Genomic DNA, 17,836 nt, shown 5'->3' on the forward strand with positions numbered 1-17,836 from the left:
ATGGCGAAGTTTGGACCCTTCGTTCCATTTAACGTGTTGAAAATAAACGATTATAGGCGAGGGGTGAACTGGCGAGGAGATTCTGAGGCCTCTCCCCGCGTGCGGGCAGCTGATCCGGCTTGCGAACGTCAGCCGCGCTCCCCGCATGTCATCCATTTGGTTTACGATTGGCTGTTGAGTTGATCGGCAGATCGAGCTGCGCGACGACACGGCGCGCCCGCTGTTCGCTTCCGGTTGCCTGCACTTGGCGGCTCCGCTAGCATCAATCCCGCAATGGAAGCGGGTTGTACGATGCGTTCTGGAATTCAGCGATCACGGCGCTATTTCGGGCAACCGCTCGATCGACGAGATGCCCTGGGCTTCGTCGGCACGCTGTTTGCGGCTGCCGTCCTCAATGCGCCATCGCGCGCCGCCGATCCTGCCGGCCGTGTCCAGGAGATCAAGGGCGAAGCGTTTGCCGATGCCAGCAATCAGCAGCGGACGTTGGAAAAGGCGTCCTCGCTTTTTGTCGGCGATCGCGTCGGCACGGGCGCATCCTCCCGATTGACGATGTTGATCGGCGAAGACACGACGATCAAGCTCGGCGAAAAAGCGAAACTCGTCATTGACCAGTTTCTTTCGACGACCGGCGGTGAAATTACGCTGCAGTCCGGTCCGATGCTTTTCGACCGCCCGAGCGGGAGCCGCCCCGTTCCAGTGAAGATCAGGAGTTCCTACGGCCTCATCGCCGTCCGCGGCACAAAATTCTTTGCCGGCCCGAGCAACGGCGTTTTTGGCGTGTTTGTCGACCACGGCTCGGTCACCGTTTCCGGAGGCGGGAGCGAGGTCGTGCTGCAGGCGGGGCAGGGGACAAACCTGGACAGTCCGGGCGCAAAACCCTCGCCAGCCGTTGCGTGGGGATCGGAACGGATTCGCGGCGCCTTGGACAGCGTCAGTTAGCTTCTCCACTTGGTTCCGGGCGGTATATGCGGAAGGCTTGGCGATAGAGATACTGGCAGACGCGGAGAGATTTTCCGACCTGACGTCAAATCAATTGCAAACCGAGGCCTTTCATTCAGGCGATAAATGTCCAGCAAAGATATTCTCGTTTCGCTCCTGTCGAAGACAGAGCTGTTCAAAGGCTTGGCCGTCGAAGATATCGAGGCCTGCATTCCGTCGTTTCGCGAGGCCAAATTCAAGAAGGGACAAGCGCTGTTTACGCGCGGCGAGCGCGCGACGGGACTCTATCTCGTCGCCGAAGGACGTGTGCGACTGGCGATCGCCACCGAGGATGGCCGCGAACTGAGCTTCCGGCACGCGACAGCGGGCGAATTGCTGGGTGAAATTGCAGCGCTCGACGGCGGCACAAGGAGCGCGGATGCGACCGCTCTCACCGCGGTGACGACCTACCGGCTCGACAAGGAGGATTTTCGCAAGCTGTGGACCGCGCGGCCGGTATTGTCCGAGCGGCTGATATCGTTCCTTTGCGGCCGGCTGCGGGACACCAGCGGGCAGCTCGAGTCGATCGCGCTTCATCCGATGCATGTCCGATTGGCGCGCTTCTTCCTGGTCGCGATCGGCGATCGCAAGCCCGTGCCGGGAAAGCGGCTACCGCTGGATCTCGGCATGTCGCAGGGCGAACTCGCCTTGCTGCTCGGCGCCAGCCGCCCGAAGATCAACGAGGCACTCGGCAAGCTGGAGGAGGTTGGCGCGATCGGCCGGACGCTGGATCGCATCTTCTGCGATCCGCAGAAGCTCGCCGAAGTCGACGGGGCTCATGCTTAGCCAGCTCGGCAAGACCCACTCGGGCCTGCTTGCCGGAATCCTTGCGCTGGTGCTGTTTCTCGCGGGCGTATTGCTGATGCCGACGGAATGGCGGAACGTGTCGCGCGAAAGGGCGTTCGACGCGGTGCTTGCCGCCGACCGGCTGATCCGCCGATCGAAGCTTGAAGGGACTGCAAAAGCGGCTTCGGTCATCGTGGTCGATATCGACCGGCGCACGCTTGACGCCTTGGGGCCGTGGCCGTGGCCGCGCGAGACGATGGCGCGCCTGGTCGAAGCGGTAGCCGGCGGCAAGCCGGCTGTCGTCGGGATCGACATCCTGTTTGCGCAGGCGGACACCCGCTCTCCGGCCGCGTTGGCGCGGCAGCTCGGCGCGCTTACCGGCAATCAGGAGATCGGCGCGCTCGCCAACGACCTCCCTGATGGCGACAAACGCTTCGCGGCAGCAATCAAGAGCATTCCAGTGGCGCTCGGATTTGTGCTCGACGCCGACAAGCCCGAAGCCGTGCCGGGGGTGCCGGTTCTCGCGCGACGCCCGATAGGGCTTGATCTCTGGCGCATGCCCGGCGGCCTCGGTCCGATGCCGCCGCTGGTCGACGCGGCGAAAGGGCTTGGCGCGCTTTCATTGCCCGGAGACGCGGACGGCAAGATCAGGCGCGTGCCGCTGTTCGTCGGGGTCGGCGAAGCGACGCGACCGGGCCTGGCGCTGGAAGCGATCCGATTGTTTCAGCGTTCTCCGGCCTATTCCGTCGATACCAGCCCGCAGCGGATCATCGTCGGTGATCTCGAGGTGCCGCTGCCCGGTGACGGTCTGTTGCGATTGGCCGGCGCCGAGATCCGCAAACCGGAGGCGCGCACGATCTCCGCTTTGGACGTCGTCAACAATGCTACTGCGCGCGCGCGGCTGGCAGGAGCCATTGTGCTGATCGGCGGGTCGGCGCCGGAACTGGGCGGATTGCGCGAAACGGCGATTGATCCGCTTGTCCCGTCGGTCGAGATTCAGGCCGATGCCATCCGGCAGATTTACGCTCGCCGGGCGCCGCAAGCGACGCCGTTAGGCTTCGCTCTTACCTTGATCATGGGATTGATCGCCGTCGCTGCGGCGTCGGCGCTGTCGCCTGTGTTGGGGGCCGTTGTCGGCCTGTCGGCTTTGTTGATCCTTTGGTCGGGGGCCATCCTCGCGTCTCTGCTCGGCGACCGGTTGATCGATCCCTTGATGCCGTCCATCGGAGGCCTTTTCGTCTTTATGACAGCTTCCGTCAGCTCTTATGCTCTGGTAAGCCGCCGCGAAGCGCGCATTCGCAGCCGCTTTGAGCAGCATCTGGCGCCCGCTGTGGTAAAAAGGATCGCCGAGAATCCGGGTCTCCTGAAGCTGAACGGCGAGAAGCGTGAAATAACCGCGCTGTTCACCGATATCGAGGGTTTTACCGCGATGACGCATCGCGCAGGGCCCGAACAACTGGTCGCCGTGCTCGACGAATACATTGAAGGAACGACGGCCATTGTAATGAAGCATGGCGGGATGGTCGACAAGATCGTCGGGGATTCCGTGCACGCGTTCTTCAACGCGCCGCTCGATCTCAGCGATCATCCGCAACGCGCGCTCGACTGCGCCCTGGAGATGCGGATCTGGACGACGGAGTTTCAGTCGCGGCCCGGCCCCGCCGAGATCGGCTTGGGCCGCACCCGCATCGGTATCGAAACCGGCGTCGCGATCGTCGGCGACATCGGGATCAGGTCGAAGCTCGACTACACCGCCCATGGCGATTCCATCAACTCGGCGGCGCGCCTGGAGGCGATGAACAAGCGCTATGGATCGACGATCTGTGTTGGCCCGTTCGCGGCGTCGCGATGCACGTCAACCCTGTTCAGACCGCTCGGGGTTACGTCATTGCGCGGCCTTGATGTGCCCGTCGAGGTTTTTGAACCGTGGCCGCCGGAGACGTCGGCGGATTGGCGCGAACGGTATCTTGCGGCGTATCGGTTGATCGAGGGCGATAAGGCCGGCGCGGCGCAGCTGTTTGAGGGACTGGCCGCAGAGTGTCCCGGCGATCCCGTTCCGCGCATGCTGGCCGCCGAGTTGCGGGCCGTGCTGTCCAGGTGACAGATGGGGCGCTCACGGCCTGGGCGTCGCACCGCGTCCAAGAATGGCGGCAACAGCGGAATTGCCTTCCGCTTCGAGCGCTGCGATGCGCCCTCGCGCCCAGAGATAGGCCGCGTCAAAAATCTCGGTGTGGCGCTCGAATTCGGTGACCCCAACTCCATCCGGAATCGGCGGCCGCATGACGTGATCGAGCGGTGCGGCCGGGATTGTATCGTAGCGCTGATGGGCGACGAGGCTTCGCCACAGCACATTGACCGCGTTTGGCGCCGCCGGAAGCAGTTTTTTGCGGAACGGCATCAGCATCGCGGCAGCCAGCTCCAGCCGGCCGGGCAGCGCCGCATAATCGACGTCAAAGGTCTCCACCGCGGGTTCGCCGAAATGCACCACCAGGTTGGGGCCGCTCTTCAGTTGGTGCATCGGATCCAGTGGAACATTGTCGATCAGGCATCCGTCGACCAGCATCGCGCCTTCCTTGGTGTAGAAGGGCGGCAGCAGTCCGGGTATGGCGCTCGATGCGCGCACCGCCTGCCAAAGCAACCCGGACTGGATCAGTTCGAGGCAGTGGGTCGAAAGGTTGGTCGCAACCGCCGCGAAAGGCCGCCAGCAATCCTCGATCCTGCAATGCGCGCCGTATTGATCGGCGAGCGCGCGATCGAACGCCTTGTGATCCAGCAGCGCGTATCGCGGCCAGGTCGGGCGGCGGAAGCTGCGGCTCTTCACAAAAATCTCGTGCGCGCCGCGTTCGAGGTGGTCCGCCTCGAAATTCTTTGCAAAACCTGCCGCCATCGCCGAGCCGACGCTGGTGCCGACAAAGATGTCGAACGTCACGCCGCGTTCGCGAAACGCCTTGTAGATGCCGGCATGGGCGGATCCGAAACTCCCTCCGCCTGCGGCCACGAATCCGATCGCTCGCCCGGACAGGAAACGGACCAAACTGTCGATGTCGACCTGATCTTCCAGCGCGACGTGGTGGTGCATGAAACAGGGCAGGCGGGCGAGCCATGCCGCGGTGCCGCTGACTTCGCCGCTGCGCCGGTCGTGGACGCGCACGATGCGCCGCGCCGACACCGGATGGACCTGGCAAGCGAAGGCTTCGATTTCGGTCAGGCCTTCGGCAGGCGCATCGCCGCGACAGGCCAATACAACCATGTCGGCCTGCCGGATCGCCTTCCGCGTCCAGGCCGGCACCTCGCCGCTGCCGAGATAGATGACGAGCGGCGAAACCTGTTCGAGCTTGTTGAGCCAGTCGGTGACTTCGGGGGCATCCAGCGCCCGCCCGGGAAACATCGAACTGACGCGGGCGGGATCGACAATCTGGGCGTCGGTCCCGGCGAGGGTCTCGCGCATGCGTCGATAAAAGGCGTCTGGAATCGGCTCATGTCCACCATCGATCAGCGCCACCGTGCGCGCCATGGGCGAGGTGCGTGTCGTTGGAATGTGTTCTGTGCGTTTGGCAAACCGAAGTGCGAGCGCTGCAAGCAGTGCCTCGGCGATCGCCGGCGTGCTCTCCGCGAGGCTCTGGTAGGCGGCCCGTGTCAGCACCAGCACGCTGGTGTCGCGGATGGCGATCACGTTGGCCGTGCGGGTAAGGTTGGCGAAGAACCCGATTTCACCGACCAACTCTCCAGCGCGGAGTTCGGCGATCGGCAGCGAGTCGCCGGTTCGGCGTACCGCAAGCGCGCCGTGCAAGACGATATAGAGGGAATCGGCGGGGTCCCCTTGCGCCACCAGCAGTTCGCCGCGGACCAGGTCCTGCCGGACCATGGCGTCGAAGGTCTTGAATCGCTGCTCCGGCGTGAGCGCCTTGAACAGCGCAAGGTCCTCGGACACGTTCCCCCACGCAAATACTGGCCCTGGCTTACTCATCGGCGCCTTCCACTGCGAGGCTGCGATGCTATCGCCAGCCGGGTCCGACGGCGAGCGATATCCGATCCCACAGCGTTAACCGCGCTATTTCGCGACAGTCGCCGACAGGCTGGCCGGCAAAGGCGGTTCAATGCTGCACAGCAAAACGGGATGTGGCACCGTCATGCCCGCCAGGCATTTTCAGGGAAGGAATCGTTCGTAGGCGAATGAATGGTTTGCCCTGCCCGTGGATCCGCAAAAACAAAAGAGACCGCCCGTTGAGACGGTCTCTTCCGTGCGTCACCTCCGTTTAGTTGAAGATGCTGCGGATGAGGTTGCGGAGCCAGCCGAGGCCGTCGCCGCCGCCGGTGCCATTGCCGCCGCCGCCGCCCGTGCCGCCACCGGTGCCGCTGCCGTGCCCGGCAGGTTTACCGCCGTTGACGATGGAGAGCTCTTTGTCATTGAGAAGTTCTTGGTTCATGGTCGTCTCCTGTCTAGCGAAGGGATGATCCGCTTCGTCTATGGTCAGGAGGCTACGGCCTGCACGGGCCTTGGCGCAGTGACTGGAGTCACGTCGCGACGAATGCCTCAGCGGCGTGATTCATATCACTAAAGCAACTGGCGCTTGGCAAAGGAAGCAAACGTTCCCGGCGTGCTGCTAAGCTCATCATAGCTGCCGCTTTGCACCACCTTGCCGTCGACCAGCACGATGATGCGATCCGCCTGGCGCACGGTGGAGAGCCGGTGCGCAATCACGATCCGCGTCACATTAAGGTTGCCGAGCGAGTTGCTGACGATAGCCTGCGACTGGTTGTCGAGCGCACTCGTCGCCTCGTCGAACAGCAGAATGCGCGGGCGGCGCGCGACGGCGCGGGCGATCATGATCCGCTGCCGCTGGCCGCCGGAGAGCGTATTGACGCCTTCGGCGACCACGGTGTTCATGCCCATCGGCATCGCCTTGATGTCGTCTTCCAGCCCGGCGAGCCGCGCCGCTTCCCAGGCCTGGTCGAGCGGCAGCTGCACGCCGCCGCAGATATTGTCGTAGAGGCTGCCGGTCGTCAGCTTGCCGTTTTGCAGCACGACGCCGAGCTGACGCCGTACCGCGCTGATGTCGAGCGTGTCGATCGCCTTTCCATCCAGGAATACGGTGCCGGACTCCGGCTTCTCGAATCCCAGCAGCAGCCGGAACAGCGAGGACTTGCCGCTGCCCGACGGGCCGACGATGGCGACGTATTCGCCCTGTGCGATTCTCAAGGAGACATTCTCGAGCACCAGTGGACCGCTCTCGGCATAGCGGAAGTTCACGCGCGAAAGCTCGATGTTACCGGACAGTTCGCCCGGGGATTTCCGTTCGTCCGACAATTCGGCGGCGCCCGAAATCAAGGGCCGAAGCCGGGTGATGTGCGGGATCGCAGTCAGCGTTTCGCTGATACCGGATGCCCAGGCGCCGATCGAAGCCATCGACTGCCCGAACGCGGAGAAGAAGGCCAGGAAGCCGCCGACGTCCAGCAGCAACTTGCTCTTCAGGTAGGTCGCCGCCGCGAAAATGATGAGGGTGGCGATCAGCGGATACGCCGTCTCGAAAACGCCAACCGCATTGGAGATCTTCTGCGACGAGATGAAGTTGCGCTTCTGTGCGGCGAATTGCCTTGACCACACGGCAAGCGCGCGCGCGGTCGCGTCGGCGACGCGCAGCTTTCCGATGCCGGCGATCAGTTGCAGCACGAAACCGCCGATCTTGCCCTGCTGGGCAGAATACTTGTTCTCGTAATGGAGGCGGAGCGCGCTGGAGGCAACGATCAGCAACGCCCGGATCAGCGTCAGCAAGACCGCGATCAGCCCCAGCTTGAGATCATAGTAGAGCATCAGGCCGATGCTGAACCAGGCGAACACACCCATCAGCATGCTGCGCAGCGCACGCCCGGTGAAGACCCGGCGCGCCGCGTCGATGCCCATCGAGCGGTCGACGAAATCGCCGACGGTGTACTCACGAAACAGCGACGTCGGCAGCCTGAGCACCCGGTCGATCACCGCGGCCTGCAGCCGCCAATCCATCAGGCCTTCGACCTTCAGCATCGCCAGCCCCTCCATCGTCTGGATGCTGGCGATGGCGATGGCCGTGACGGCGAGGGCGAGGGCGCAGAATGTGAGCTGATCGAGTTCGCTGCGGGGGATCACCGAATTGACGAGGAGGTTGGTGATCAGCGGCGTCACCAGCGACAGCAGCCCGATTGCGACGATCGCAATCACGATGCGAAGGAAGCTCCCGGTGGAGTGCCGGAACGAAAAGGTCAGCAGGTCCCGGAACCGAAGTGGACGGGCCGGAAGCGCCGGATAGAACGATACCGCCTCCGGCGCCAGCTCCATTGCGACCGACCGATCGACCGGCCGCTGCGTTCCCGTCGTTGTGTCGAGCATCACATAGCGGCGATTGCCGCGGCGAAGCAGCGCCACCGGATTTCGTGCCGCGCCGTGCCAGGCGACCAGCGGCCCGGCGTCCTCGGTCCACCACTCGCCCCGCAACAGCGTCTGACGCACGCGCAGCCGTGCCGCGCGCGCGATCTCGACGGCACCCGTAAACCCACCTTGGGCCAGCCCGGACCGGGGTGGGACGGCGAATGGCATCCGGATCGCTTCCACGACGATCCGGCAGGCGTTGAACAGGGGATCGGCCGAGTCCGTTGCCATTGCGGCGTGGGCGGAGCGCTGGACGACGACGTCAGAGAGGCGTTCAAAGGATTCCGCGGTCTGCGTCGTCATCAGTTCGGTGCGAAGCACGAGACGCCGTGCCTCCCGCTCGACATCGCGGGCCAGATGTTCCCGGACGCAGCTGGCTACGCCGAGATGGAATTGATCGAGGGCGCGCCACAGTTGGTCCGCATCCGGCATCGCCTCGCTGCCAAATGCGCTGCAGCCCGATTGGCCTGCCTCGATCCACATGCCTGACGTCAGCGGCAGCGCCGGACTTCCAGGGGCAATCGATGGTTCAAGCCCCATCGGCTTCGCCGCCCCGGCTTCCAGCGAAACCCAGACAATACTGCGGGCCGGGCCGCGGCGCCGTTCGCCTGGCGGGATGGCGGCCGCGCCGTCGCTCGCGACTTCGAGCATGTCCCAGCTCGGATTGGGCCCGGCGATCAACCGCGCAAGCCGCCTGATCCAGGTGGTGACCGCGTCCTGGGATTGAACGTCCATGCGCGGCACAAGCTGCGCTTCGGTGCCCGGGCTACCGACCGCGAGCACTTGAATTTGCGGGTCCGACCGGGTGAAGCCTTCTTGCAGGTCGAGAACGATCTCACCGCTCTCGGCCCGAAACAGATGGTGCCGGGCGCCGTCGGTACTGCCTTCGACAAGCCGGACAGCGAAGACGTCGACATGCCCCGCGGTGACCTGGAGTGCGTAACCGCGGTGATCAAGCAGCTTTGGATGGCGTCCATCGAATGCGATGTGGCCCGCCGGATCGGCGGTCCCGTCATGATTGGCCATCGCGCGGGCCTGCTGGAGCAGCGATTCACTCATTCCTGCGCCACCAATCGTGCGTACGCGCCCTGAAGGCCCATCAGTTGCTCATGGGTGCCCCGTTCGACGATCTTGCCTTGCTGCAACACGATGATCTCGTCGCAGTCACGGATCGTGCTGAGGCGGTGCGCGATGATGATGCAGGTGCAGCCGCGCCGCCGCAGATTGTCATCGATGATCTTTTCGGTGATCGGATCGAGTGCGCCGGTCGCCTCATCGAGCACCAGGATGGAGGGATTGGAGACCAGCGCCCGGGCGATCTCGATCCGCTGGCGCTGACCGCCGCTGAAATTGGTGCCGCCTTCATTGATATAGCAATCGTAATTTCCCGTCCGCGTCGCGATGTCCTCGTGGATCACGGCATCCTTGAGGGCCTGCGAAAGGTCGGCCTCGGTGACGGTCGAGTCCCACAGCGTGAGGTTTTCGCGTGCCGTTCCCTCGAACAGGAAGATGTCCTGATCGACATAAGTGATCGAATTCGCAAATACCTGCGGCGGAATCTCCGGCAGGTTCCATCCGTCGATGCGAACGTCGCCTGCCCAGGGTTTGTAGAGACCGCAAATCAGCTTTCCGAGCGTCGATTTTCCGCTTCCCGAGGCGCCGACGAGGGCCACCCGCGACCCCGGATGGATGTCGATCGAGATGTTGTCCAGCAGCGGCGGCTCCAGGATCGAGTAGCCGAATTTGATGTCGCTGAGCTCGACCCTGCCGGTCAGCTTTGGCGGGAAGCGCTCGGGCGCCACCGTCGGCTTGTCTGACTTTCCGAGCGGATAATTGTAGACGTCTTCGAGGCGCTCCAGCCCGCCCTTGATGGTCTGCACGTTGCCGAAATAATTGACGAGTTCGGTCACCGGTTCGGAGAAGCTTGCCATCAGGGATTGGAAAGCGACGAGGCCTCCGAGGGTCAGGGATCCCTCGATGACGCGCAGGCCGCCGACGCCAAGAATTGCTGCCACGGTCAATCCGGTAAACAGCGTCGGCAGCATATCGAGATAGACCGAGGAGGCGCCAAGTTCCTGCTCGGCGTTCAACGCCTTGGCCTGAATGCCGGCCCATTGACCGAACGCCTCGTCCTCCAGGCCGCTGGCCTTGAGGGTTTCGATGCTGCGGACGGCGCTGACGGTGGAGCCGACCAGCTTGCCTTGCTCCAGCGCAAGACTGCGGCTGAGATCTTCGCGACGTCCGCCGATGAACTTCAACGCCAGCACATTCGCCAGCGTCATGCTGACGCCAATGATGGCCAGCGGGAGATCGTAGATGGCCATGGCGGCGGCGAAGAACACGATCGACGTCAGATTAAGCGCGTTGGAGGCGACACCGGTCGAGAGCAGGCGGCCGATCTGCTCGTTGGCGCCCACGCGGTTGGAGATATCGCCGGCGTGGCGCTGGGTGAAGAATTCGACCGGCAGCGCCATGACGTGCCAGAGAAAACGACTGACCATGACGACCGAGAGCTTGGTCTGCAGCCGCAGCAACAGCGACTGGCGCACCAGCGTCAGCAGCGCGCGGATCAGCGCGGTCAGGGCCATGCCGATCAAGAGCGGAATGAACCAGCTGCTGGTGCGCTGGATCAGGATGTTGTCGACGAATATCTTTGAAAAGCCGGCAGCGACGATGGCGGGCACCACCAGCGCCAGGCTGACGAGGACCAGCAGGCCGACGGCGGTCTTCGAGGAGCGCAATTCGCGCAGCAGCAATCGCAACCCTTGCGGCTTGCTGCCCGACCGCTTGAAATCCGCGGTCGGCTCCATGGTGAGCGCAACGCCGGTGAAGGCGAGATCGAGTTCGGCCATGTCGGTGCGCCGGCGTCCGACCGCGGGATCGTTGATGTAAACATCGTTGCCGTCGATCCCTTCGAGCACCACGAAATGGTTGAAATTCCAATGGATGATGCACGGCATCGGCAGTTCGTGCAGCGTCGTGGGCTCCTTGCGAAAACCCTTGGCATCGAAGCCAAAGGTGCGCGCCGCCCGGACGATGTTGCTGGCCTTGCTGCCGTCGCGCGAGACGCCGCAGGAAACGCGCAGCTGCTCCAGCGGAATCCACGCGCCGTGGTGGGCGAGCACCATCGCCAGCGCCGCCGCGCCGCACTCGACGGCTTCCATCTGCAGGATGGTCGGCGTCTTCTTGACGTTCCTGCGCCAAAATAGCCTTCGAAACCGGTGCCAGAGCGAAGGCGGCCGGAACTGGGGCGGAGGCGGTTGCTGCGGTGGGGCGCTATCCATCAATTCCGGTCAACCGCCTGAACAGGGGCACCACCAGATCGAGCGGCCGTTGCCGCCGTGTGGTGATTTCCGCGCGCGTCAGCGTTCCGCTGGAGAGGCGGATGGGCGGCCCTTGTCCAACCGCCCAGCGGTAACCGCTGACGGTTTCGGGGTCCGGCTCCAGGCTGACGGTTGCGGCGTAGGCGGCTCCTTCCTTTGAAAAGCGACTGACGAGATTTTCGTTGTGAAGTACGGCTGCCATGCCTTGCGGCGTCATCGGGAAATCCGAGATCGTCACGACGGTGCCGACCATGGTCCCGAATTCCTCGCGCTTCACCGTGGAGGGTTCAATGCGAACCGGCATTCCGAGCTTCACGTTCTTGCCGCGCTCGGCTGGAATGTAGATCAATGCTTCCAGCTTCTGGCCTTCGCTTTCGATCGCGACCACGGGTGCACCGACCGCAAGCACGGCGCCTGCGGAGACCTTGATTTCGAGCACACGACCATCGACCGGGCTGACGATCTTGGTATTCTGGGTCAGCAGCCCCGCTGTCGCCTCCATCTGCCGACGGGCGTCATTGAGGGCAAATTCGGAGGTCTGGCTTTCGCGTTCGCGCTGGGTTTCCAGATCGCTCTGTGTCGTCCGCAGCTTCAGGATTTCGTTGAACGTGTCTTCTTTTCGCTGCTGGGCGTCGTTGAGATCCCGGCGACGCTCCTCGAGCGTGCGTCGCGTGGTCAATCCCTTGGCCATCAAATCCTCGAGGGTCTTGACGTCGTTGGTCAGATACTCGATGCGCTGCGTGGTCGCCTTGATGACCTGGTTGAACGCTGCTTCGAGCTTCGCAAAATTCTGTGCCTTTGACGCCAGCTCACGCTTGGTCTTCTCGACCAAGTCGATGTGCTGGCGTTCCTTCTCGCGAAAGACTTCGACGGCGCCCGCATAACGTTGCTGAATGTCGGTTTGAACGATCTCCGCGATCGGCTGCCCCTGGGTGACGCGGTCACCGACCATGACGCTGATGGTGGCCAGCCTGCCGGAGGCGGCAGAGGACGCCTCGACGACGCGGCCGCCGCCGCTGATCAGAATGCCCTGGCCTTCGGCGCGGGTAGGAACGCGCCCGACGATGCCCCATGTGACGGCAGCGATCAGGGCGATGCAAATCGCAAACACCAGCATCCAGTCGAACGGTCTGGTGATGCGGACGAGGTGGTCAAGCTGCTCGGGCGATGCGGCGCGCTGCAGCGCGACGGCGCGAAACGTCCGCTGCGACAGATCGGTCATTTTCCCGGGTCCGTAACCGAACCGGGGACGGCCGCCCCAGCCGCGAGCAGTCGCTGATTTTTTCGATCACGCACAGCCCTTTTCCTCTCGGGGCGGATAATACACCAAAGCCGATGCAGAACAACCAAACCGGTCTGCCCGGCCGCGCCGGAACGCGCGTTGGTCGTGCAAAAATGACGCAGGCCGGGTCCGGTCCGCCCTAGCAGCGCAGGCAATCGCGAACTATGCTTGTCGAGCATGTTCGAGGCTGATCCAATGGGCGTAACCGCCGTCCGGAAATTGACAGGCAGAGTGGTGGGCGGCGGGATGAAGCCCGCTCGCGCCTCGGACAGCCCTCGCGTTGCCGGCCTGCGCCGCGGATGGGTGTGGCCGCTCGCCCTCGGCATCGCGCTGCTCATGCTGGCGCCGAACGTGGCGAGCAGCGGTGTCCTCAGTGAAAGCGATTTCAAGAAAGTCGAAGCCATAAAGCCGCTATTCCAGAACCTGATGGGTGATCTCGTTCAGACGTCCAAACGAGCGGATATTTCCAGTGGCGATGCCGAGTGCATCACGTCGACGATCCGGGAGCTTCTTCAGATCTCCGAGGAGCTTTCGAGCTACGAATATCTCATTACCATCGAAAAAGAGATGACCGACATGGGCGAAAACAGCCCGGTGAAGGGCGTCGTCAAATTCGCGATCGAGAAGTCGAACACCATCCTTGCGGAGGAACGCAGGCGATTGGTTCAATTGTCGGACCGCTGCACGCGCTTCCCGCTGGCCTTCGGCAAGACCCAGCAGGCGCTGCAGTTCATCGACACGACCACCAATCTTCTCAAGTCCATACAAGTGCGTCTGTGAAGGCGTGGCATTCATGCGGGTCCCCTTGATCTGCGATTGCCAGATTAGGTTGGCGCGCTAGCTTCACCGTGATGGACGTCACAAAGCGCTGACTCGGCCTGAATCGAAGGTTTGCTTGCGGTCGGTGCCGACTGGATCGAACTCCAGCCGGAAAGCAGCGTGCGGCGCACCCTGCATGACGTCGATAATGTGATCTTCCGCACCAGATACGTCTCGCGGAAAGCTAAAAGCGACGGCCTGACGTTAGAGCTAAGAGCGATATAGGCCCGCCGCGAGAAAAGCCGCCGCCTCAATTGGTGGCCTCTCGTCTGCCCAGATCCGTGTCGCTTGTCGGCACGTTTCGGAGGTGACCGATCTGACGATCCATGTCCGTTATTTGGGGGAAGGTCGGAAGTCGTCGACCGCGACATTTCCTGCCGCCGAATGAACCCGGATCGGACATGTGCGGTCACGTCCTATGTTGCGGAGCGCATTCGCTCAATCAGACCGTAGATATCGCCGAGTACGTAGAGGTCCCGAACCTTGGCGCCGTCGAACGTGAAGATCGGCATCCCGGTCCACCAGACATGGCGACCGCTCGGAGCCACCCCGAACACCTCCTGACGATGGTAGCCGTGAAAGCGCATCTTACCACTTACGCGATTGCGTTCCTCGACCAGAACGAGCATGTCCGTGGTGTAGTTGCCGAAGGCGGTTGTTACCCAATCCACGTATTCGGCAAATTGGCCATGCCCGACCAGCGAGGGACCTAGCGAGCCGCGAAACGTGAATTCCGGATGGAAAATGGAAGGGATTAGACTTTTGTCCGCACGATCCCACATCTCCTTGTAGAACGTGCGGACGATCTCTTTTTGAGGTGAAAGGACGGCGCCGTCCAGGTTTAACACTGGCTCATCCATGAACCACTCCTTGGGCCGCGACCTCATCGCGTCCGCCAAAGCGCCGCTGCCATGAACAGCGGGAAGTCTGGCAGTCGGGCATTCGCCTAACGCTTGATCGCGACGCACGTCAGTCCTGGGGAATCAGAGACGCCACGATGTGATCCTCTGGACGATGGCTTTCGGACAATCCATCAATGACGCCTGCCCGATCCGCCAGGTTGCGGTTCTGACTCATCTTGCGCTTGCCATCGAGCCTCGAAATCGGCATCCGCAAACCGATAATTCCCCTGAGCTGCGTTTTGATGAAATCAGTCGGGGCGTCCGTCACCGCCCAGCGATCCTTTCGCGGTTGCTCGTGCAATTCCGTCAGTCGCGTTATCACGTCGAGTAGCCGATCCGCATCGTCGAAGAACTCGACAGGGCCATAGGCGTGAACGGCAACATAGTTCCACGTCGGCACGACCTTGTGCGTCTCCTGTTTGGTCGCGTACCAGGATGGAGAAACGTAGGCCTCCGGCCCAACGAATATCGCCATCGCCTCAGCTGATGGCGTCAGCTGCCACTGAGGATTGGCTCTCGCCACGTGCGCATAAAGCGTGCCGCTCGGACCTTCGTTTTCGTTAAGAAGCATAGGGAGCGGTGTTCCGATAAGCCCTTCTTGCGTCGCGGTAACAAGGGTTGCCGAGCGTGCTTCACGCATGGTCCGATGCACATCGGCGATGTCGTCGACGCGAAACGCTGGCGGAATGTACATTGGCAAGGCTCCTCGGTGCCGAGTGAGAACTGATGACGTCAGTTTAGGTGTTGATGCGTACTGCTCTACCCGACATACTGGACCACCAGAAGGACCAGTCTGGAGTGTTTATGGTGGGCCAGTATGTCGTCAAGAGGCTGCCTGGGCCACATGGGGCGCGGCAAATCTACCAGGCATTGAAAACGCAGATAGAGGATGGCGTTTACGGCCCGAGCGACAAGCTGCCTTCGACGCGCACCCTCGCCAACGAATTCGGAGCTTCCCGTACGACAGTTACTGCTGCCTACGAGCAGCTTCTGGCGGAAGGCTTCATAGAGACGGGACAAGGGCGCCGGTCATGGGTCACGCCGACGCTCCGAGTGGCCCGCTCCTTACGGCAAAGCAGCAAACGAACGCCAAGAACGGCTCGACTATCGGCTTACGCCAGGCAGGTCGCCGACTTGGGGGGGCCGCCGGTCATGAGCGAGCCTCTGCCGATCGACTTTCGCTACGGTGATATTGCCGCCGCCGACTTTCCGAGGCTGGCGTGGCGGCGTGCTTTAACGAAGGCCGCGATCACGTTGGGTTCGCGCCCCCTTCGGTATCAGGAGCCAGAAGGGTCAATAGCGCTGCGAACGTCGCTCCAAGCGTATTTGTGGCGCGCCCGGAGTTTGCGATGCAGCCATGAGCAGATCATCATCGTCAATGGATCACAGCAGGGGCTCGATCTTTGCGCCAGATTGTTGCTCGACCCCGGTGACCCGTTTGTGATCGAAACTCCATGCTATTGGGCTGCCCGGCATGTGTTTGAGAGCGTCGGCGCCTTACCTGAATTCGTGTCCGTCGATGAAGAAGGGCTGCGGACGGAGTTCCTCGAGCGTATCAACAAAGCTCGCCTTTGCTATGTGACGCCTTCGCATCAATTTCCGTTGGGTCACGTCCTTTCGGCATCGCGCCGGACTCAACTGTTGCGTTGGGCCGGCAATGCTGGGGCCTATATCGTCGAGGACGATTACGACGGCGAGTACCGATACGACATTCGGCCCATACGACCGTTGCATGCGTTCGATGAAGCCACTCACGTAATCTATCTCGGGACGATTTCAAAGACGCTCTCTCCACTTTTGCGTCTGGGATACCTCGTGCTGCCGCCAGAACTGGTCGACGCTTTCCGTGCCGCGAAGCGTCTCACCGACCGGCACTCGCCGACACTGGAGCAAGCCGCTCTCGCGGAGTTTATCCAATCGGGTGCCTATGAGCGGCATATCAGAAAGCTACGGCGGAAAAACGCGCAGCGTCGGGCCGCGTTACTCGATGCATTCAGCGAATATTTTGGCATCACGGTCACGGTTCAAGGTTCGGAGGCCGGGCTCCATGTGGTCGCCTGGTTTGGAAAGTACAGTTCGACACAGGAAGAGCAGTTGGCGAAGAAAGCGAGGTCCGCCGGCGTCGGCATCTATCCTGTTTCCGAATTATATGGACATGGGCGAGCAGCAGCCGCGAAAAGGAGAGCAGGGTTCGTTTTCGGGTACGCTGCACTCGAGGAGCGGGACATTCGACTGGGCGTTGCACGCTTGGCCAATGCTTTGAGAACCGCATGAGCTTCCGCTGCTGGCACTTTTTCGGATCTGCCGTGATGTCCGAATGACGTCGATGTGACCTTCTGCGCCGGATACGTCTCGCGGAAAGCTAAGCGAGACGGAAAAACTGCCCGCCTTGTGGTGAGAGGTTGAAGCTGGTTCGAACAATAGTGAACTCGTGCCCCGGCGCCATCGTGAGCGCCCGTGCGGGCAGCGCAGTTGGGTCGATTGAGGTACCTCGGCGTTTCTTGGGCGAACAGCTCAGTGCTGCCGGACAGCGGTTTCCAGGAACTCCTGCACAGAGCGCGGCACCTCATCGTATTCAGGAAAGCGCCGACGCAACTCGTCGGCAATGTCGACCGTGACGTCGCGTGACCAGCCCTCGGCGGTATTGAAGGCAACGATCCGCACCGGATGGCTAAAGTGGTCTTCCAGGAGACGGCGGATTAACACCTCGCGGCTGGTGCCGTCCTCTTCTGCCTCGCACCAGGCGCGTCCGAGCCTGCCAAAATCGTTTAGCACCAGATAGACGTCGCGGCCGCCGCGATGCGGCACGATGGATGGGGAGCGAGGCATTGGCAATAACTCTCGCGCAAAACCAGAGCTTGGAAGCCTACCCCGTTCCAGTCTCCCTGCGCTTGGAAAATCCGAGGTAGCTCAACCGGAAGATAGATGAGGGCGCGATGGGCGGCTATGCTCACGCCGCTGGAATCTCACGCATCTCATCCAGCAAACCTTGGCCTCAGCTCTTGCCAGCCTCCGAGCTGGGGCCTTTTCCTTCCAGGTCACCGTTGCGCCGGACGACTGGATGATCTTCGTCCATTTCGCCGTTGGCGTAGAGCCATGAGCGAAAGTGTCGGTTATTGCGGGACTCGCGACGTGGTGTGCAACACCATCAACCAATGGCCATTCCGCTTTTCGTACATGTTGGTCGTGAAGGCGGTAAAGCTTACGGAGTCTGCGCTTTTTGTTTTCCCTTGAACGATCTCTACCCCGACGACCCAGGCGACGTTCTGCACGATGTGTATTTGCGGCTCCTTCGTCGAAACTGAAATCTCGGTGAAGCGATCAAAGGTCCCCTCCCAACTCT

Annotated in this window: 14 protein-coding genes; 5 read left to right on the top strand and 9 right to left on the bottom strand. The window is 62.3% G+C overall.

What is annotated here, in order from left to right; translation table 11 throughout:
• Positions 1–234: 234 nt before the first annotated feature.
• The 3 genes from ACSQ84_RS13450 (at position 235) to ACSQ84_RS13460 (ending at position 3,865) form a co-directional block, all read left to right on the top strand.
• Positions 235–939 (top strand): FecR family protein, encoded by a 705-nt coding sequence (locus tag ACSQ84_RS13450; protein ID WP_436212124.1) that lies wholly within the window; start codon positions 235–237, stop codon positions 937–939.
• A gap of 126 nt (positions 940–1,065) precedes the next feature.
• Entirely contained in the window at positions 1,066–1,764 is a 699-nt protein-coding gene (locus tag ACSQ84_RS13455) for a Crp/Fnr family transcriptional regulator (RefSeq protein WP_436212125.1), read from the top strand.
• A complete protein-coding gene (locus ACSQ84_RS13460) occupies positions 1,757–3,865 on the top strand; it encodes a CHASE2 domain-containing protein (protein ID WP_436212126.1) in 2,109 nt (702 codons plus the stop codon). The genes ACSQ84_RS13455 and ACSQ84_RS13460 overlap by 8 nt, the downstream gene beginning before the upstream one ends.
• 12 nt (positions 3,866–3,877) lie before the next feature.
• On the opposite strand, the gene ACSQ84_RS13465 is transcribed toward ACSQ84_RS13460, so the two are convergent.
• The 5 genes from ACSQ84_RS13465 to ACSQ84_RS13485 all read right to left on the bottom strand — a co-directional run bounded on the left by ACSQ84_RS13465 (position 3,878) and on the right by ACSQ84_RS13485 (position 12,712).
• Positions 3,878–5,731 carry a patatin-like phospholipase family protein gene (locus tag ACSQ84_RS13465; protein WP_436212127.1) on the bottom strand — a complete coding sequence of 618 codons (1,854 nt, stop codon included), beginning with the start codon at positions 5,729–5,731 and terminating at the stop codon, positions 3,878–3,880.
• A 289-nt stretch (positions 5,732–6,020) separates the two neighbouring features.
• Positions 6,021–6,191, bottom strand: a complete 171-nt coding sequence (locus ACSQ84_RS13470) for a hypothetical protein (protein WP_436212128.1) — start codon at positions 6,189–6,191, stop codon at positions 6,021–6,023.
• A 128-nt stretch (positions 6,192–6,319) separates the two neighbouring features.
• Positions 6,320–9,226 carry an NHLP bacteriocin export ABC transporter permease/ATPase subunit gene (locus ACSQ84_RS13475; RefSeq protein ID WP_436212129.1) on the bottom strand — a complete coding sequence of 969 codons (2,907 nt, stop codon included), beginning with the start codon at positions 9,224–9,226 and terminating at the stop codon, positions 6,320–6,322.
• Entirely contained in the window at positions 9,223–11,451 is a 2,229-nt protein-coding gene (locus ACSQ84_RS13480) for an NHLP family bacteriocin export ABC transporter peptidase/permease/ATPase subunit (protein ID WP_436212130.1), read from the bottom strand. Before ACSQ84_RS13480 ends, ACSQ84_RS13475 begins: the two co-directional genes overlap by 4 nt.
• Positions 11,444–12,712 (bottom strand): NHLP bacteriocin system secretion protein, encoded by a 1,269-nt coding sequence (locus tag ACSQ84_RS13485; protein ID WP_436212131.1) that lies wholly within the window; start codon positions 12,710–12,712, stop codon positions 11,444–11,446. Before ACSQ84_RS13485 ends, ACSQ84_RS13480 begins: the two co-directional genes overlap by 8 nt.
• 237 nt (positions 12,713–12,949) lie before the next feature.
• Here ACSQ84_RS13485 and ACSQ84_RS13490 point away from each other — a divergent pair, with 237 nt between their 5' ends.
• Positions 12,950–13,552 carry a hypothetical protein gene (locus ACSQ84_RS13490; protein ID WP_436212132.1) on the top strand — a complete coding sequence of 201 codons (603 nt, stop codon included), beginning with the start codon at positions 12,950–12,952 and terminating at the stop codon, positions 13,550–13,552.
• Between the two features lie 455 nt (positions 13,553–14,007).
• On the opposite strand, the gene ACSQ84_RS13495 is transcribed toward ACSQ84_RS13490, so the two are convergent.
• Positions 14,008–14,451 (bottom strand): ester cyclase, encoded by a 444-nt coding sequence (locus tag ACSQ84_RS13495; protein WP_436212133.1) that lies wholly within the window; start codon positions 14,449–14,451, stop codon positions 14,008–14,010.
• Positions 14,452–14,560: 109 nt separating this feature from the next.
• Positions 14,561–15,187, bottom strand: a complete 627-nt coding sequence (locus tag ACSQ84_RS13500) for an FMN-binding negative transcriptional regulator (protein WP_436212134.1) — start codon at positions 15,185–15,187, stop codon at positions 14,561–14,563.
• A 110-nt stretch (positions 15,188–15,297) separates the two neighbouring features.
• On the opposite strand from ACSQ84_RS13500, the gene ACSQ84_RS13505 reads away from it, so the two are divergent.
• Positions 15,298–16,767: a PLP-dependent aminotransferase family protein gene (locus ACSQ84_RS13505; RefSeq protein WP_436212135.1), complete on the top strand. Its 1,470-nt coding sequence runs from the start codon at positions 15,298–15,300 to the stop codon at positions 16,765–16,767.
• 240 nt (positions 16,768–17,007) lie between these two features.
• Here the strand turns inward: ACSQ84_RS13505 and ACSQ84_RS13510 are convergent, their stop codons facing one another.
• On the bottom strand, positions 17,008–17,322 hold the full coding sequence (locus tag ACSQ84_RS13510; RefSeq protein ID WP_436212136.1) for a hypothetical protein: 315 nt from the start codon (positions 17,320–17,322) through the stop codon (positions 17,008–17,010).
• Positions 17,323–17,606: 284 nt separating this feature from the next.
• The gene (locus ACSQ84_RS13515; protein ID WP_436212286.1) at positions 17,607–17,801 is read right to left on the bottom strand and encodes a hypothetical protein; all 195 of its coding nucleotides are present in this window, start codon (positions 17,799–17,801) and stop codon (positions 17,607–17,609) included.
• Positions 17,802–17,836: the final 35 nt, after the last annotated feature.

Origin of the sequence: Bradyrhizobium sp. LjRoot220 (assembly GCF_964252915.1) — a bacterium.
Classification (GTDB): Bacteria; Pseudomonadota; Alphaproteobacteria; order Rhizobiales; family Xanthobacteraceae; genus Bradyrhizobium.

Bases quoted from the DNA above. Each gene is read 5' to 3' on its own strand.
- ACSQ84_RS13455 (WP_436212125.1), top strand. From the start codon at position 1,066: ATGTCCAGCAAAGATATTCTCGTTTCGCTCCTGTCGAAGACAGAGCTG.
- ACSQ84_RS13460 (WP_436212126.1), top strand. From the start codon at position 1,757: ATGCTTAGCCAGCTCGGCAAGACCCACTCGGGCCTGCTTGCCGGAATC.
- ACSQ84_RS13465 (WP_436212127.1), bottom strand. From the start codon at position 5,731: ATGAGTAAGCCAGGGCCAGTATTTGCGTGGGGGAACGTGTCCGAGGAC.
- ACSQ84_RS13470 (WP_436212128.1), bottom strand. From the start codon at position 6,191: ATGAACCAAGAACTTCTCAATGACAAAGAGCTCTCCATCGTCAACGGC.
- ACSQ84_RS13475 (WP_436212129.1), bottom strand. From the start codon at position 9,226: ATGAGTGAATCGCTGCTCCAGCAGGCCCGCGCGATGGCCAATCATGAC.
- ACSQ84_RS13480 (WP_436212130.1), bottom strand. From the start codon at position 11,451: ATGGATAGCGCCCCACCGCAGCAACCGCCTCCGCCCCAGTTCCGGCCG.
- ACSQ84_RS13485 (WP_436212131.1), bottom strand. From the start codon at position 12,712: ATGACCGATCTGTCGCAGCGGACGTTTCGCGCCGTCGCGCTGCAGCGC.
- ACSQ84_RS13490 (WP_436212132.1), top strand. From the start codon at position 12,950: ATGTTCGAGGCTGATCCAATGGGCGTAACCGCCGTCCGGAAATTGACA.
- ACSQ84_RS13495 (WP_436212133.1), bottom strand. From the start codon at position 14,451: ATGGATGAGCCAGTGTTAAACCTGGACGGCGCCGTCCTTTCACCTCAA.
- ACSQ84_RS13500 (WP_436212134.1), bottom strand. From the start codon at position 15,187: ATGTACATTCCGCCAGCGTTTCGCGTCGACGACATCGCCGATGTGCAT.
- ACSQ84_RS13505 (WP_436212135.1), top strand. From the start codon at position 15,298: ATGGTGGGCCAGTATGTCGTCAAGAGGCTGCCTGGGCCACATGGGGCG.
- ACSQ84_RS13510 (WP_436212136.1), bottom strand. From the start codon at position 17,322: ATGCCTCGCTCCCCATCCATCGTGCCGCATCGCGGCGGCCGCGACGTC.